At 30.0% G+C, this 14347-nt stretch carries 20 protein-coding genes and 1 rRNA gene; 7 read left to right on the top strand and 14 right to left on the bottom strand.

Annotation, left to right across the window (positions count from 1 at the left end):
• The 3 genes from rrf to IM532_RS11500 form a co-directional block, all read left to right on the top strand.
• Positions 1 to 83: ribosomal RNA gene (rrf, locus tag IM532_RS11490) — 5S ribosomal RNA — on the top strand; the annotation flags it as partial.
• Between the two features lie 219 nt (positions 84 to 302).
• Positions 303 to 845 (top strand): RNA polymerase sigma factor, encoded by a 543-nt coding sequence (locus IM532_RS11495; RefSeq protein WP_228063725.1) that lies wholly within the window; start codon positions 303 to 305, stop codon positions 843 to 845.
• Between the two features lie 30 nt (positions 846 to 875).
• Positions 876 to 1340 (top strand): hypothetical protein, encoded by a 465-nt coding sequence (locus tag IM532_RS11500; RefSeq protein ID WP_194183599.1) that lies wholly within the window; start codon positions 876 to 878, stop codon positions 1338 to 1340.
• On the opposite strand, the gene IM532_RS11505 is transcribed toward IM532_RS11500, so the two are convergent.
• The 6 genes from IM532_RS11505 to IM532_RS11530 form a co-directional block, all read right to left on the bottom strand.
• On the bottom strand, positions 1333 to 1629 hold the full coding sequence (locus IM532_RS11505; protein WP_194183600.1) for an ATP-dependent Clp protease adaptor ClpS: 297 nt from the start codon (positions 1627 to 1629) through the stop codon (positions 1333 to 1335). The two genes, IM532_RS11500 and IM532_RS11505, sit on opposite strands and share 8 nt — an antisense overlap.
• A gap of 3 nt (positions 1630 to 1632) precedes the next feature.
• Positions 1633 to 2460 carry a 50S ribosomal protein L11 methyltransferase gene (prmA, locus tag IM532_RS11510; protein ID WP_194183601.1) on the bottom strand — a complete coding sequence of 276 codons (828 nt, stop codon included), beginning with the start codon at positions 2458 to 2460 and terminating at the stop codon, positions 1633 to 1635.
• A 99-nt stretch (positions 2461 to 2559) separates the two neighbouring features.
• Positions 2560 to 3315 (bottom strand): triose-phosphate isomerase, encoded by a 756-nt coding sequence (gene tpiA / locus IM532_RS11515; protein WP_194183602.1) that lies wholly within the window; start codon positions 3313 to 3315, stop codon positions 2560 to 2562.
• Positions 3316 to 3350: 35 nt separating this feature from the next.
• Positions 3351 to 4433 carry an ABC transporter permease gene (locus IM532_RS11520; protein ID WP_194183603.1) on the bottom strand — a complete coding sequence of 361 codons (1083 nt, stop codon included), beginning with the start codon at positions 4431 to 4433 and terminating at the stop codon, positions 3351 to 3353.
• A 3-nt stretch (positions 4434 to 4436) separates the two neighbouring features.
• Entirely contained in the window at positions 4437 to 5555 is a 1119-nt protein-coding gene (locus IM532_RS11525) for a BT_3928 family protein (RefSeq protein WP_194183604.1), read from the bottom strand.
• Between the two features lie 3 nt (positions 5556 to 5558).
• Positions 5559 to 6101 carry a DUF1599 domain-containing protein gene (locus IM532_RS11530; protein ID WP_194183605.1) on the bottom strand — a complete coding sequence of 181 codons (543 nt, stop codon included), beginning with the start codon at positions 6099 to 6101 and terminating at the stop codon, positions 5559 to 5561.
• Positions 6102 to 6160: 59 nt separating this feature from the next.
• On the opposite strand from IM532_RS11530, the gene folP reads away from it, so the two are divergent.
• Positions 6161 to 6991, top strand: coding sequence for a dihydropteroate synthase (gene folP / locus IM532_RS11535; RefSeq protein WP_194183606.1), 831 nt, complete (start codon positions 6161 to 6163; stop codon positions 6989 to 6991).
• 31 nt (positions 6992 to 7022) lie between these two features.
• Here the strand turns inward: folP and IM532_RS11540 are convergent, their stop codons facing one another.
• The 4 genes from IM532_RS11540 to IM532_RS11555 all read right to left on the bottom strand — a co-directional run bounded on the left by IM532_RS11540 (position 7023) and on the right by IM532_RS11555 (position 10665).
• Complete coding sequence (locus tag IM532_RS11540; RefSeq protein WP_194183607.1) at positions 7023 to 7448, bottom strand: hypothetical protein; 426 nt, start codon at positions 7446 to 7448, stop codon at positions 7023 to 7025.
• A 41-nt stretch (positions 7449 to 7489) separates the two neighbouring features.
• Positions 7490 to 8431, bottom strand: coding sequence for an MBL fold metallo-hydrolase (locus tag IM532_RS11545; protein WP_194183608.1), 942 nt, complete (start codon positions 8429 to 8431; stop codon positions 7490 to 7492).
• Between the two features lie 51 nt (positions 8432 to 8482).
• Positions 8483 to 9508, bottom strand: coding sequence for a DUF4407 domain-containing protein (locus IM532_RS11550; RefSeq protein ID WP_194183609.1), 1026 nt, complete (start codon positions 9506 to 9508; stop codon positions 8483 to 8485).
• A 101-nt stretch (positions 9509 to 9609) separates the two neighbouring features.
• Positions 9610 to 10665, bottom strand: a complete 1056-nt coding sequence (locus tag IM532_RS11555; RefSeq protein ID WP_194183610.1) for a branched-chain amino acid aminotransferase — start codon at positions 10663 to 10665, stop codon at positions 9610 to 9612.
• An 82-nt stretch (positions 10666 to 10747) separates the two neighbouring features.
• On the opposite strand from IM532_RS11555, the gene mnmD reads away from it, so the two are divergent.
• Together mnmD and IM532_RS11565 are read left to right on the top strand one after the other, a co-directional pair.
• Positions 10748 to 11461 carry a tRNA (5-methylaminomethyl-2-thiouridine)(34)-methyltransferase MnmD gene (gene mnmD, locus IM532_RS11560; protein ID WP_194183611.1) on the top strand — a complete coding sequence of 238 codons (714 nt, stop codon included), beginning with the start codon at positions 10748 to 10750 and terminating at the stop codon, positions 11459 to 11461.
• Positions 11454 to 11885 (top strand): NUDIX hydrolase, encoded by a 432-nt coding sequence (locus IM532_RS11565; protein WP_194183612.1) that lies wholly within the window; start codon positions 11454 to 11456, stop codon positions 11883 to 11885. The genes mnmD and IM532_RS11565 overlap by 8 nt, the downstream gene beginning before the upstream one ends.
• Here IM532_RS11565 and IM532_RS11570 read toward each other — a convergent pair.
• The 4 genes from IM532_RS11570 to greA are packed head-to-tail and all read right to left on the bottom strand — an operon-like array spanning position 11882 to position 13745.
• Positions 11882 to 12265: a hypothetical protein gene (locus tag IM532_RS11570; RefSeq protein ID WP_194183613.1), complete on the bottom strand. Its 384-nt coding sequence runs from the start codon at positions 12263 to 12265 to the stop codon at positions 11882 to 11884. The two genes, IM532_RS11565 and IM532_RS11570, sit on opposite strands and share 4 nt — an antisense overlap.
• A 5-nt stretch (positions 12266 to 12270) precedes the next feature.
• Positions 12271 to 12846, bottom strand: coding sequence for a DUF2892 domain-containing protein (locus tag IM532_RS11575; protein ID WP_194183614.1), 576 nt, complete (start codon positions 12844 to 12846; stop codon positions 12271 to 12273).
• A gap of 8 nt (positions 12847 to 12854) precedes the next feature.
• Positions 12855 to 13247, bottom strand: a complete 393-nt coding sequence (locus IM532_RS11580; protein ID WP_194183615.1) for an HIT family protein — start codon at positions 13245 to 13247, stop codon at positions 12855 to 12857.
• Between the two features lie 18 nt (positions 13248 to 13265).
• Positions 13266 to 13745, bottom strand: a complete 480-nt coding sequence (gene greA, locus IM532_RS11585) for a transcription elongation factor GreA (protein ID WP_194183616.1) — start codon at positions 13743 to 13745, stop codon at positions 13266 to 13268.
• Between the two features lie 116 nt (positions 13746 to 13861).
• On the opposite strand from greA, the gene IM532_RS11590 reads away from it, so the two are divergent.
• Positions 13862 to 14302 carry a hypothetical protein gene (locus tag IM532_RS11590; protein ID WP_228063726.1) on the top strand — a complete coding sequence of 147 codons (441 nt, stop codon included), beginning with the start codon at positions 13862 to 13864 and terminating at the stop codon, positions 14300 to 14302.
• Positions 14303 to 14347: the final 45 nt, after the last annotated feature.

Raw genomic sequence — 14347 nt, forward strand, 5'->3', positions numbered from 1 at the left:
ACCTCTTCCCATTCCGAACAGAGAAGTTAAGCCTTTCAGCGCCGATGGTACTGCTATTGCGGGAGAGTAGGTCGTCGCCAGTCTTTATAACAAAGCTCAATCTTTAATTAGATTGGGCTTTTTTTATGCCCTAAAATTTCTATAGGGACAACGGAACAATTGAAAGTGTAAAGCTGTAAAGTATTTAGAAATTATAATTTTAAATTAATGAACTTATAATGTTATTTTTCACTCTTAAAAAATGTTAAATATTCGTTTTAGTACTGATGTTTAAGTATGTTTGACAATTAATTTATAAATTATTGGAAAGAGATCTTCATATAATATATTTAATACAAAATAACCAAATAGAAGAAGGGTTTAAGATACTAGTTTCCGATTACCACCAAAAGGTATATTGGCAAGTTAGACGTATAGTCTATATACATGAAGATGCGGATGATGTTACTCAGAATGTTTTTATGAAGATTTTTCAACATCTGAAAGATTTTAGAAATGAATCTAAATTATCCTCTTGGATTTTTAGGATAACATATAACGAGTCTGTGAATTTTATTCATAAAAGATCTAAATATCTTAATCAGTCGATAGAAGATTATAATTTAGCTAAGGTAGACGAACTAGAGAATGATCCTTACTTTGATGGAGAAGCGACAGAAATTTTATTACAAAAGGCAATTGCTCGACTTCCAGAGAAACAACGGTTAATTTTTAATATGAAGTATTTTGATGATATGAAATATTCTGATATATCTGTAATATTAGAAACTTCTATCGGAGGTTTAAAAGCGAATTATCATCATGCTGTTAAAAAAATAGAACAATATATTTCTGAGAGTCATTAAACTTTTTTATATTAGGATTGTCTAATAATTATGAAACATCTTAAAGCAAAACATGAATCTTATAAAGTTCCTGCTGATTATTTTGAAAAACTAGAAAAATCAATTTTAGTTAATTCACAATCATTGGAAGAAGGTAAAGGATTTACTGTGCCTACTGATTACTTTGATTCATTAAAAGAGAACATACTAACTGAAAACTTATCTAAATCAAGAAATAAGTCAAGAAATTGGTGGATTTCAGTAGCATCAATAGCAGCTTCTTTATTACTTATAGTCGGATTTAATTTTATTTTAAATTCTAATGATCAGAATTTAAATATAGAAGATAATACAATTAGTAAAAAAGTTGATGAGAATATAGAGGATTCAATTTATCAATCTTTATATAAATTTTATTTAGTTGATGACGAAAATAAAAAATCGTCTAACGAATATGAATCATTAGACGATTTAGAAGAATATTATAACGAAAAGTATACTAGTGTAACTAGATAATTTCTGCATTTATATTTCTATTTAATAATTCAGAACAGCGAGGTTTTAAATCTTCATAAGAACCTGATAAAACATCACATTTACCTTTGTAATGTATTAATATTGTACATTGTTCAGCTTGTTCTGGAGTGTGCTCACAAACATCCATTAATGATTCAATAACCCAATCAAAAGTATTGATGTCGTCGTTGTATACAATAATCTGATATTTTTTAGATTCTTGTTCTAAAACTTCAACATCTGAATCATATTCAGTTTCCCATTTCGGTTTTGTTGAAAATCTAGTCATATTTTATTTTTTAAAATGAATGGCAATCCATTCGTTACGTTGTTTTTTAGAAATAAAAGTCAAGTTGCGCTCTGTACAAAATGCGTGTATATCATTAAAGTCTTGCTCCATTAACCCGCTTAAAAATAAATCCCCACCTTCATTTAATACTTCTATGTATGAAGGGATTTGAGCGATAAGGATATTTTTATTGATATTAGCTAAAATTACATCAAAATGTTTTGAACCTAATAAAGAGTTATCTCCCATTTTAGCATCTAAACTTACGCCATTACGTTTACCATTTTCAATAGAGTTTTCTACAGCCCATTCGTCGATATCAATACATTCTGCGTAGTTAGCATTCTTTTTTAATGCTAAAATTGCTAAGATTGAAGTTCCGCAACCCATATCAAGAATATCTTTTCCTGTAAACTCAGTTTCCAAAATATATTCAACCATTAAGTGAGTAGTGGAATGGTGTCCAGTCCCGAAAGACATTTTAGGTTGAATTACGATTTCAAAAGGAATGTTTTCTATGGTATCGTGGAATTCAGCACGAATCAAACATTGGTCGTTGACTAATATTGGTGTGAAATTTTCTTCCCAAGTTGCATTCCAATTTTGTTGTTCTATTTCTGTACGAGTATATGTAAAATCAATACCTTCTAATGATTCTAATACTTCTTTTATTTCAGCTTCATTTTCTTGCGTAGATGGTATATACGCATCAAATCCATTTTCGTTTTCAGTAAAACTTTCAAAAGGTAAATCAGAAATATTAGCGATTATGATTTCATTCCAAGGTTCAATTTCTTTTACTTGGAATTTATATTCGATATAATTTGTCATATAATATAATTAAATAAGCTTGTTTTCAAAGCCAAATGCAAATTTACGATTTGGAATTAGAAACAAGCTTAAAATATTTATAAAAAAGAATTTAAATTCTTAGAACGAGGCAATAATTTGTGAAAAATCTTCTATATTAAGAGAAGCTCCACCTACAAGACCACCGTCTATATCTGGTTGTGAGAATAATTCTTTTGCATTAGATGGATTTACACTTCCTCCATATAATATACTTGTAGCATTAGCAATTTCTTCTCCAAAAGAATTGTTCAGAGTTTGACGAATAAATGCATGTATTTCTTGTGCTTGTTCTGGAGATGCAGTTTTACCTGTTCCAATAGCCCAAACGGGTTCGTAGGCAATAACAATTTTAGATAGATTCTCAGTTTTTTGAGGAGTTAGTGCATTTAATACTTGAGATTTAACTACTTCAAAATGTTGATTAGTTTCTCTTTGTTCTAAATTTTCTCCAATACATAAAATAGGTGTAATATTTTTTGCAAATAATTGCTCCAACTTTTTAGCAATTGATTCATCAGTTTCTTGTTGATATTGTCTTCTTTCTGAATGACCTACAATAGCAGTATTGATACCTATACTATCTAATTGCTCAGCAGAAATATCTCCTGTATAAGCGCCTTTTTCTGCTACAGAAACATCTTGTGCAGCTATCTGAATAAATTGGTCATCTACGATTTCTTGAATTGCTTGTAAATAAATAGACGAAGGTGAAATAATAACCTTTGCTTTTGTTTCATTCTCTGATACCCAAGTATTGATATTAGAAGCTAATTGTAATGCTTGTTCAAAAGACAAGTTCATTTTCCAATTTCCAGCGACAATTTGATCTCTCATAATATTTTAATTTATGTCTTGTGATTTAGTTTTTATTATTTAATACGAACTCTTGGGTCTAATACGCCGTAAAGAATGTCAATAATGATATTAATTATTATAAACATAACAGCAATAATTAATACTGAGCCCATTACGATTGGTAGATCTAGCGTGTTAAGAGCATTTACGATTTCTTTACCCAATCCATTCCATCCAAAAATAAACTCTACAAATACTGCACCAGCTAGCATAGATGCGAACCAACCAGATATTGCAGTAATAACGGGATTTAGGGCATTTCTTAATGCATGTTTTAGTATAACAGTTTTTTTAGATAAACCTTTTGCGTATGCAGTTCGAATATAATCTTGAGACAAAACTTCTAATAAAGAATTACGCGTTAATTGTGTGAACACAGCCAAAGGTCTTGATCCTAGTGTAATGGCAGGAAGAATTAAATTTTTTAAGGTTAAATGTTTACCTTCACCTAGATCGTCCACTTCATATAAGCTACCAATCATATTAAGATGAGTAATATCGTGCAATAAAAATGCAAATATATAAGCTATAATAATGGCAGAGAAAAACGATGGAATACTCATACCAAAACTTGTAATCACTAATAAACTTCTATCAATCCAAGAGTCTTTAACTAAGGCAGAAATTATTCCCAAACTTACTCCTAAAACAGTTGCTATAATAATGGCTGAGATAGCCAAGATAATAGTATTGGGTAATGTTTCTGCAATAATGGTCGCCACAGATTTCCCTTGCTTCTGAAATGAATTTCTTAGAAAAGGTTTCTTCACAACCAGGCTCTGATCATTTATATCTATAATTTTTTGGAACGAATATTTACCAGAATTTAATGACGTATATGTAGTAACATTCGCTTGATTGTCATGTAAAGAAATAGGAGATAAATCGTTAATATAATACATATATTGTTTCCATATCGGTTGATCTAATCCTAAATTTTTACGGATTTGAGCTAATTGTTCTGGATCTTCTTTTTGATCTAACATCATTCGTGCAGGATCACCAGGAAGAACAGTAAATAGTAAGAAAACTACAGTTATAACTCCAAAAAGTGTGAGAAAACCATAGAAAATTTTATGGATAATATAATTAATCAAGGATTATAATTTTTGATCTAATTGTTGAATTGATGGAAAATCGTTGTAATGATATTTTGCTTTTACAATTCCTTTTGAAAGTAATAAAATTCCAGGGTTTGAACGAATAATTGTCTTCATCGTAGTTTGATCCATAAAACACATATCAAACTCAATGTTATCAATAGGATTATTAGAGACAGCAACAACTTCGTAACCTTGCTGTTTGGCTTGTTTAGCTAAAGTATTTAGCTTAGTTATTTCTTCGGAACTAATTTTTTCCACAAATGGAATTACAAATAAAATTACTTTTTCATTTTGTAAATAATAGGATGTTTTATCTTCTCCATTACAATCAAAATAAAAATCATGAATTGGAGCTTCATACCCTTTTTTATCAATAATATTTACAGTTTTATCTGATTCTAATTCCCAAATAGAAGTATCTTGATAAAGTTTTTGACTTATATATTTTTTGTCATCAACTACAATTGATGAACCATTTAATTTATTTTTTAACGTAAATAACGTTTTGTATGTAGTAGGTTCTAGTCCCAATTCTTCTGCTTGCTTCATGCCATCCACTAAATTTTTTCCTACAGCATATGGTCGGAAATCAATCATTGGTAAATGATTAATACCAATATATGAGATAATTAATGAGCCTAAGGTAGCGATAGATACAAGAGCTATATTAAAGGGCTTGACAAAAAGAGGTTCAATATGTTTTTTTCCAACTAATAAAACAAGTATTAATATCAATAATACAACGTCTTTATAAAAAGATGTCCAAGGTTCAAGTTTTAATGCATCACCAAAACATCCACAATCTGTCACTTTATTAAAATAAGCAGAATAGAATGTAAGAAAAGTAAAAAACACAATTGTAATCAATAAAGACAATATTGTAAATTTTCTCCATACTCCTAGAAGTAATAATATCCCTAAAAATATTTCAAATACCGAAAAGAAAGTTGCAATTGGTAAACTGATATCCATCAAAAATGGAATATTTAAAACACTTGGAGAAAAATATTCTTCAAGTTTAAAGCTTAATCCAATTGGATCAACGACTTTTACAAAACCAGATATAATAAATAGTATTCCAACGATTATTCGAGACAATTGAACTATAAACCTCATATATTATTTTTGTTCATTAATTAAGATTAAAGCGAAGATAGAATAATTAATCATATCAAGATAATTAGCATCTAATCCTTCAGATACAATCGTTTTTCCTTTATTATCTTCAATACTTTTAGTGCGTAAGACTTTCTGATAAATTAAATCAGTAATCGAACTTACTCGCATATCTCGCCATGCTTCTCCATAATCATGATTTTTTTTCATCATCAAATCATGTGCAACTGTCGCATATTTATCATAATATTCTGTTGCTTCTTTTGGGGATAAATCTGGTTGATCCACAAAGCCTAATTCCAATTGTACTAAGGCCATGATCGCATAATTTATAATTCCAATAAATTCGCTTTCTTCGCCTTCATCAACCAATCGTTCTGTAGTTTCTTGTAGAGTTCGGATACGACTTATTTTGATAAATATTTGATCTGTTAAAGAAGGTAAACGAAGAACACGCCAAGCAGCACCGTAATCTTGTGTTTTATTTGTATATAAATCCCTGCAAAGGGCAATAATTTCTTTGAATTGATTTGACGTATTTTTCATAATTTCGTAATAGAATTCAAAAATAAATAGAATTCATTAAAGAATACAACTTCTAAGATATGACAATTAATTGTAATGGTCGATTAATCGATTTATCAGAACCTAAAATTATGGGAATTCTGAACACCACACCAAATTCATTTTACGATGGAGGGAGTAGTGAATCCATGGATATAATCTTAAAAAAGGTTGAAAAACATATTGCTGATGGAGCAGATATTTTAGATATTGGAGGGTATTCTACTAAGCCGGGAGCTGAGGAAGTTTCTGAAGAAGATGAGCTAATTCGTACAATTCCTGTAATTGAAGCATTGATTAAAAAATATCCTGAACTTATTATTTCAATTGATACATTTCGAGGAAGTGTAGCGCGTGCAGCTATAAATGCGGGAGCTTCTATTATTAACGATGTTTCAGGATTTGAATTAGATGAAGAAATGTTACCTACAATTGCTGAATTAAAAGTGCCATATATTTTAATGCATATGAAAGGAACACCGCAAAATATGCAAAACAATCCTACTTATAAAGATATCTCTCTTGAAGTAAATGAATATTTTGCAAAAAAAATAGCTACACTTAGAAGTTTAGGAATTAATGATATAATTTTAGATCCAGGCTTCGGTTTTGCTAAAACTCTGGAGCATAATTATGAACTTTTTTCTAAGATGGAAGTATTAGGATATAATGAATTTCCGATATTGGTAGGCATTTCAAGAAAATCTATGATTCATAAATTTTTTGACACAACGCCCCAAGAAGCATTAAATGGAACAACTGCTTTGAATATGGTCGCTTTACAAAAAGGAGCGAAGATACTGCGCGTACACGATGTAAAAGAAGCAAAGGAAACATTAAAGATTTATAACGCTTTACAAGGAAAATATTAAAAAAAATGGCTCAATTTTGAGCCATTTTATATTATTCAATAATTTCGCTGTTCGGAAATTCTACTTTAAAAGTATCTATAATAATTTCCTCTTTTGCTACAACTTGCCAATGTGAATCTTTGACTAATTCTAACACAATTTCATTATCATATAAATTTTCATCTTCAATATTTACAAAAAGATTTTTTTCATTGCGATCTCCAATGATTAAGGCTTCAGAAACTGTAGCCATTTTATGACTTAAGTTAACTAATGCTTCAAAATCTACTACGATTCCATCTTGTTGATCTATTACTTCTTGTAATTCAAATACAGAATATTCTTCAGTTTCGCTTTCTCCATCTATCCAAAGAATTTTCCAAAAATAACCTTCAATATTCTGAATTGGTTGCACTGCTTGCTCCAAATCTATTGTAAGTTCGTCTTTGTTTTCTCCGTATATTTCTATTTTATACATATCCTTATTTGTTAGGATACAAAATTACAAAAAGGATTTCTTTAAAGTTCGATTTGTTTTAAATTTGATCCAAAAGATAGTGGAATCCAATCATAGCGATTATCACGTTTCCCGATATAACCAATGCCAGGCCAAGGTAAATGCATGGCAATTACTAATTGCCTTTTATTATACGCTTCTTCTAGAATATTTAAACGTGTTTTTACAGCTAAATCAAAATCCTGATCATATTTAATTCCCCATTCCGGATATCGTACAAGAATAGGAGAGTGAACAACATCAGCAATATGTTTAAGGTGTAGGTTTTTGCCATTTTGTTGAATTAAAAAAGCAAGTTGTCCAGGCGTATGACCTGGAGTGTGTTCAACTTTTATACAATCAAATAGCGTATCGTTTTCCTTAATAAAAGTTAAATTAATTTGAATCTTATTTAAGATAGATTTTATAGTAGAATTATTTTCTTTCATCCAAAAATCAAATTCAGTTTTACTGATATAATATTTAGCATTTTTAAAAGCTAAAGTTCCGTCAGGAAGTATAATTCCACCAATATGATCTCCGTGTGCATGTGTTATAATTATATCTGTAACTAGATTTGCAGGAATATTAGAGGCTTGCATTTGTTCTATTAATCTTCCTACATTTTTGTTTTTTCCTAGACCATTCCCTGTATCAAAAAGAATGTATTGATTGTCTTTTTTTACTAATAAAATATTTAATGAAAAGGCAATAGATTGTTGGTCTAAGTAGCATTCTTTTCTAGCTTTATTAAAATTTTCTTCAGTTTCTTTTGGAGCAATTAATGGAAAAGGATCTGAAAGGACATTTCCACCATCCGAAAAGAGATATAAATCTAAATTTCCAAATTTTAATTGAAGAGCGTTAGGTTCCAAAGACTTTGTAATAAATCCAGCAGACGAGCCAAATAAAGGTATAGCGGCTGTAGAAAACGCAAGGGTTTTAAGTAAATTTCTTCTATCCATATCAAAAAGTTCAAGTTGATTTATAAAGATAACACTTTGAATATTCTTAATTTATAAAGATTTGTTGATTTCTTTTTTAATTCTTTGTTCAGATTTTATATCCATTATTTGAATGCTTTCTTTGGAAAACACTTTAAAGCTATGTTCATGTTTCTCTAATAAATAATCATAAGGACCTTTTGGAGCAATTAATTTTACTAAAACGGGAGCAGTTTCTAAAGATATAAATACAAGTGCAATAAATATAGCTGCGGTACCAAGAATAGCATTCGTAGTTCCTAATTCATCTAATGCCTGCATACGAGCAGCAAATCCATTATAATTTTCCTCAGTAGGTTTGGCATCTAGGATTTCTTTTTCTTTTTGTTTAATCAATGCATCAATTTCGGAATTTAATTCTGCTAGTCTAGGTTGCATTTGCTGAATATATAATTGCATTTCTTCAAACTTTTGTTGTTTTAGTTCAGCTTTTCGCTTTGCATTCGTCCCATAACCTTCTCGTCCTGTAGTTGTCTCACTCTGTGTTCCAACAATTTCTTTTTCTAATTCAGACGAAGCTAAATTATATTCATTTCTAATGGCATCAATTTTAGTATAAATTTCTTTTCGCTCACTATCAATTGGTTTAGCTAAATCGGAGTATCTAAAATCTATGCTTTTTTGCAACTCAGTTTTATTTCTATTTACAATTATATTTAATTGTTTATGAATTTCCTTTTCAAATATTTTTAATTCTAAAGGTTTAGAAATTACAATTCCTAACAATACAGCAATTGCGATACGTGGTATAGCTATAAATAATTGTCTGAAAAAGTTTCCAGATTTTTTCATTGAAGCTACAATATAACGGTCTAAGTTAAATATCATTAAACCCCAAAATAGGCCAAATGCAGTTGCAATATAAACGTTATCGAAAACTGTAAATAAAGCATATCCTGCGGATAAAGATGCGAGTAAACCAGTGAATAAAATAACACCACCAATACCAATATGTTTGTTTACGTCAGTTGGTGTTTTCTTTAAAATTTCTGTGCTGCTACCTGAGCACATAATCAAAAATCGTTGAATATCATTCATTTTGTAAAAATAGTACTTTGTATAACATGATATTAAAAATTATGCCAAAAAAAACTGATAATCAATGATTATCAGTTTATATCTAAAATGTTAAATTGGAATTATTTTCCAACTTTCACTCTCCATCCATAAGGATCTTCCACTAATCCGTATTGAATGTCTCTTAATTTTCCTTTTAATATTGAAGCAAAAGATTCTTCATCAGATAAAATTTCTATTGGAGCTCTTTCTTCTGCGAAACCTACGGCATTGTAAGAGTTAACAACTACTGCAGTTCCACATCCGAATACTTCTTTTAACTGACCATCTTTATATGCATCATACATTTCTTGTACAGCAACTGGACGAATTTCCACATCCATACCACTATCTTTAGCTAATGTTAACAAAGAATCACGTGTAACACCATTTAAAATTCTTTCAGAAGTTGGAGCCGTTAATAATTTATCTCCTATACGGACCATTACGTTCATTGTTCCAGCTTCCTCAATATATTTATGCTCGATAGAATCTGTCCAAATTACTTGGTCGTAACCATCTTTTTGAGCTTCTTGTGTAGGATAAAACGATGCTGCATAGTTACCAGCACATTTTGCAAAACCAACACCACCTTGTGCAGAACGGCTGTAGAAATCAGCAATTTTAACTGATAAAGGCTTGTCGTAATATGCAGGTGCATAAGCTAATAAAACTACAAACATAAATTCGTTAGATGATCTTGCAGAAATAGCTTCTTCTGTAGCAAACATTGTAGGACGAATATATAGTGATGTTCCATAGTTTTTAGGAACCCATTGACGGTCTAAATCTACGATTGTTTGAATACCTTCCATAAAGATTTCTTCAGGAACAGTAGGCATATTTAATCGCTCAGCAGATAGGTTAAAACGTTCAAAATTACGATCTGGGCGGAAAATAAAAACTTCATCATTCTCATTTTTGTAAGCTTTCATACCTTCAAAAATCGCTTGACCATAATGAAATGCCATTGCTGCAGGAGTGAATTCTAAAGCTCCATAAGGCATAATTTTAGGTTCATCCCACTTTCCATCTTTATATTTAGCCACAAGCATGTGGTCTGTAAAGTTTTTACCAAAAACTTTAGAGTCGAATACCGAATCATTAAATTTAGATTCAGCTATTTTTTCTATAATCATTAGAAGTAAATTTTGTTTGTTGCGGTATCAAATATACATTTATTTTTGTGCTTTTACATAAAATAATTCATAACTTATTCGGATGAAACGCAAAATTGTAGAAACGGAAGATGGTTCAAAAACCATTCATATTGAAGACTGGAACGAGACGTATCATTCTATACACGGTGCAGTACAAGAGGCTCGGCATGTGTTTGTAAAAAACGGATTAGATCACTTTAAAAAAATAAATGAACCGATAAATATTCTAGAAATTGGCTTAGGAACAGGATTAAATTCTTTTATAACTTTCTTAGAAGCCTTTACTCATAATATAACTGTTAATTATATTGGTGTTGAAAAATTTCCTGTATCACCAGAAGAGTTTGAAGCTATAAATTTCTTTGATGATGTTTTTAAATTCTATCCAGAATTAAAATCCAGAAAAGATGAATTATACGGTATTTATCAAAAAATGTTTAATTGTGAATGGGAAACGACCCACGAAATTTCATTAAATTTTCATTTTAAAAAATTACAAAAAGATTTCTTCGATTTGAAGGGAGCTACAAAGGAGAAATTTGATTTAGTTTATTTTGATGCATTTGGATCACAAGTACAGCCAGAATTATGGGAAGAAGAATTACTAACCATTGTTGCAGAATTAATGAAGGAAGTAAGCATTCTAACGACTTATGCGGCTAAGGGCAGTTTAAAACGAGCGATGAAAAATAATGGTTTTAAAGTTGAGAAACGAGAAGGACCTCCAGGTAAAAGAGAAATGATGGTTTGTTTAAAAAATTTTAATAATGAGTAAACCTTTTAATGTAAGAGTATATGCTTTGCTAGAGCATCAAGGTAAAGTATTAATTATTAATGAACCTTTTCAGAATCAATTAATTTTGAAATTCCCTGGTGGTGGGCTAGAATTTGGTGAAGGTACTAGAGATTGTCTTATACGTGAATTTAAAGAAGAACTAAATCTAGAAGTAGAGATTGGGGAGCATTTATATACGCAAGATTTTTTTCAAGAAAATATCTTTGATCCTTCAGAGCAAATATTGTTAATTTATTATAAAGCGACAACAACTGAAGAGGCTTTATCAAAATTAGAAATTTTAGACTCAGATATAAAAGAATTGATTTGGGAGCCCATTCAAAATTTAAATCCCGAGAAAATGACTTTAGCAGCAGATAAAATAGTTATCAATTTATATAAAAATAAAAACTTCGAATCTTAAGATTCGAAGTTTATGATATTTTGATCTTCAAAATACTGAATTACGGCATGTTTCATTAACAATGTCTGTTCATTCGTTTTTAAAGGAGGCAATTCATCTAATAATTCAAAATGTGGCCACCCTTCAGGGTCTAATCCATCAAAACGGTAAAATCCAAATGGTTCTAAAACGCGACAAACTGCGATATGTAGAAGATTTAATTTTTCGTCTTTTTTGAATTTTCTTTTTCCTTGACCTAATTCTTGTACACCAATTAAAAATAAAATAGTGTCTAAATCTGGCGTTTCACCATCTGTAAAATTAGTTTCAAAGAATTGTTCAATCTTTTTCCATTTATCACGGGTAGTAGATTGATTGATATCTATTGTTTTAATATCCATAGGGATTAAAATTTGCGTCCTTTATGACGCATATGTGGATTTTGTAATTTGTTTACATTCACATTTCCGAAACGTTTCATTTGATCATTCATTGTTTTTATCTGATCACCAAACATTCCCTTTGTATCATTTTTCTTAGCTTCTTTGATGTATGTTTCAGCATCACGTTTATTTCCTTTTGCCATTGCAGCTCCAGCTAGTGATAAATTTGCCATTGCACGGTCATGATCAAAAGTTAAACCGAAGTTTAATGCTTCTTTCATAAATTTTTCTGAACCATTAAGATCATTATCTTGTGCTGCAACAATTCCTTTCATATAATTAAAATACCCTAATTGGTTAGGAATTAATTGTGTCTGAGGATTTGTAATTTTATTTAACCACATTTTTGTTTTACCCATTTCTTCTTTACGTAAAAACCAAAAGGCTAATAGAATATTTTCATTTTTAAAATAAAACAATACTGGAAATATTGCTACTATTAATGAAATAAATCCCCAACCATATTCTCTATTAACAAATGCAACAATTGCTAATATAACTAATACAGCGGCGATTACTAATTTGATATATTTATTCATTTTATATATTATAAATATGATTTGATTTGCGAAGTAATTTCAGCCATTTCATTTGCATCCAATTTTAGTTTAGGCTTTGCAAAGTTAATGTCTTCCATTGAATTTAGAGGTACCAAATGAACATGTACATGTGGTACCTCTAATCCAACAACTGCTACCCCAACACGTAAGCATGGGATTGCTTGTTCTATAGCTTTAGCAATATCATAAGAGAAATCCATTAGTCCGTTATAAGATTCTCTATCTAAATCAAAGATTTTATCAACTTCTTGCTTTGGAATAACTAATACATGACCCTTTACCAATGGAAAGGCATCTAAAATAGCAATATATTGATTATTTTCTGCAATCTTATACGAAGGAATTTCGTTATTTATGATTTTCGTGAAAATGCTAGCCATAAATTTTTATTTAAAATTTTAGCTCAAAGATATTTCTAAAATTTCAAATTTTAAAGTCATTCCATTAGGTAATGTAATATCTGCTACATCATTTATAGATTTTCCAAGTAAACCTTTAGCAATTGGAGTATTTACAGAAATACGAAATTTAGCAAGATCTGCTTCAGTTTCAGGAACTAAAGTATATACCATTTCTTGTCCATTAGCTAAATTTTTAATTTTAACTTTAGATAAAATAGAAATTTTAGATGAGTCTAATTTTGATTCATCAATAATTCGAGCATTTCCTACACTTTCTTTCAACTTAGCAATTTTCATTTCTAATAATCCTTGCGCTTCTTTTGCGGCATCGTACTCTGCATTTTCGGATAAGTCTCCTTTGTCACGTGCTTCTGCAATTTGTTGAGAAATTTTAGGTCGCTCAATAGTTTCTAATTGATGTAATTCTGCACGAAGCTTATCTAAACCTTCTTTGGTTACATATTGTATATTTGCCATAACAATGTATTAGTTTTGCGTTATTTTTAAAAAATAAATAATCCTACACATTACATTGTACGTGCAGGACTATTTACTAGCAAATATAGTAATTTTTTTAATCGAAATTAAAAACCATGAAGTTTATTAAAACGATTCTAAATAGTGTTTCTTTTGTATTTATCATTCTTACACTATTAAATTGCCAATCAGATGACGGTACCGTTAGTTGTGTACCATCTTATACAATTAGTAAATCAATTAATTTATCGATGCCACTATATGTCAATTTAAATAATCCTGGAGGATGGATATATTTAGAAGGTATAAACACCGGATCTCGAGGATTAATAGTTGTCAATACAGGGGTAGGGTATAAAGCTTATGATCGTAATGCGCCGCATATCTGTCCTACAGGAAAATCAACGATATATGTAAAGGACAATCTAAAAATGGTTTGTGATGAAGATGGATCAGAATGGATTCTTACTACCGGACAACCTACTAAAGTAGCAAATAGATCTCCAAGAACATATCAGGTGATCGCTAATGGTAATCAATTACTTATTACAAATTAATTCGTCAATAATTGATAATTGTTAAAAAATACGTATAATTACAAA

Source organism: Faecalibacter rhinopitheci (assembly GCF_015234135.1).
In the GTDB taxonomy this organism is placed as follows: domain Bacteria; phylum Bacteroidota; class Bacteroidia; order Flavobacteriales; family Weeksellaceae; genus Empedobacter; species Empedobacter rhinopitheci.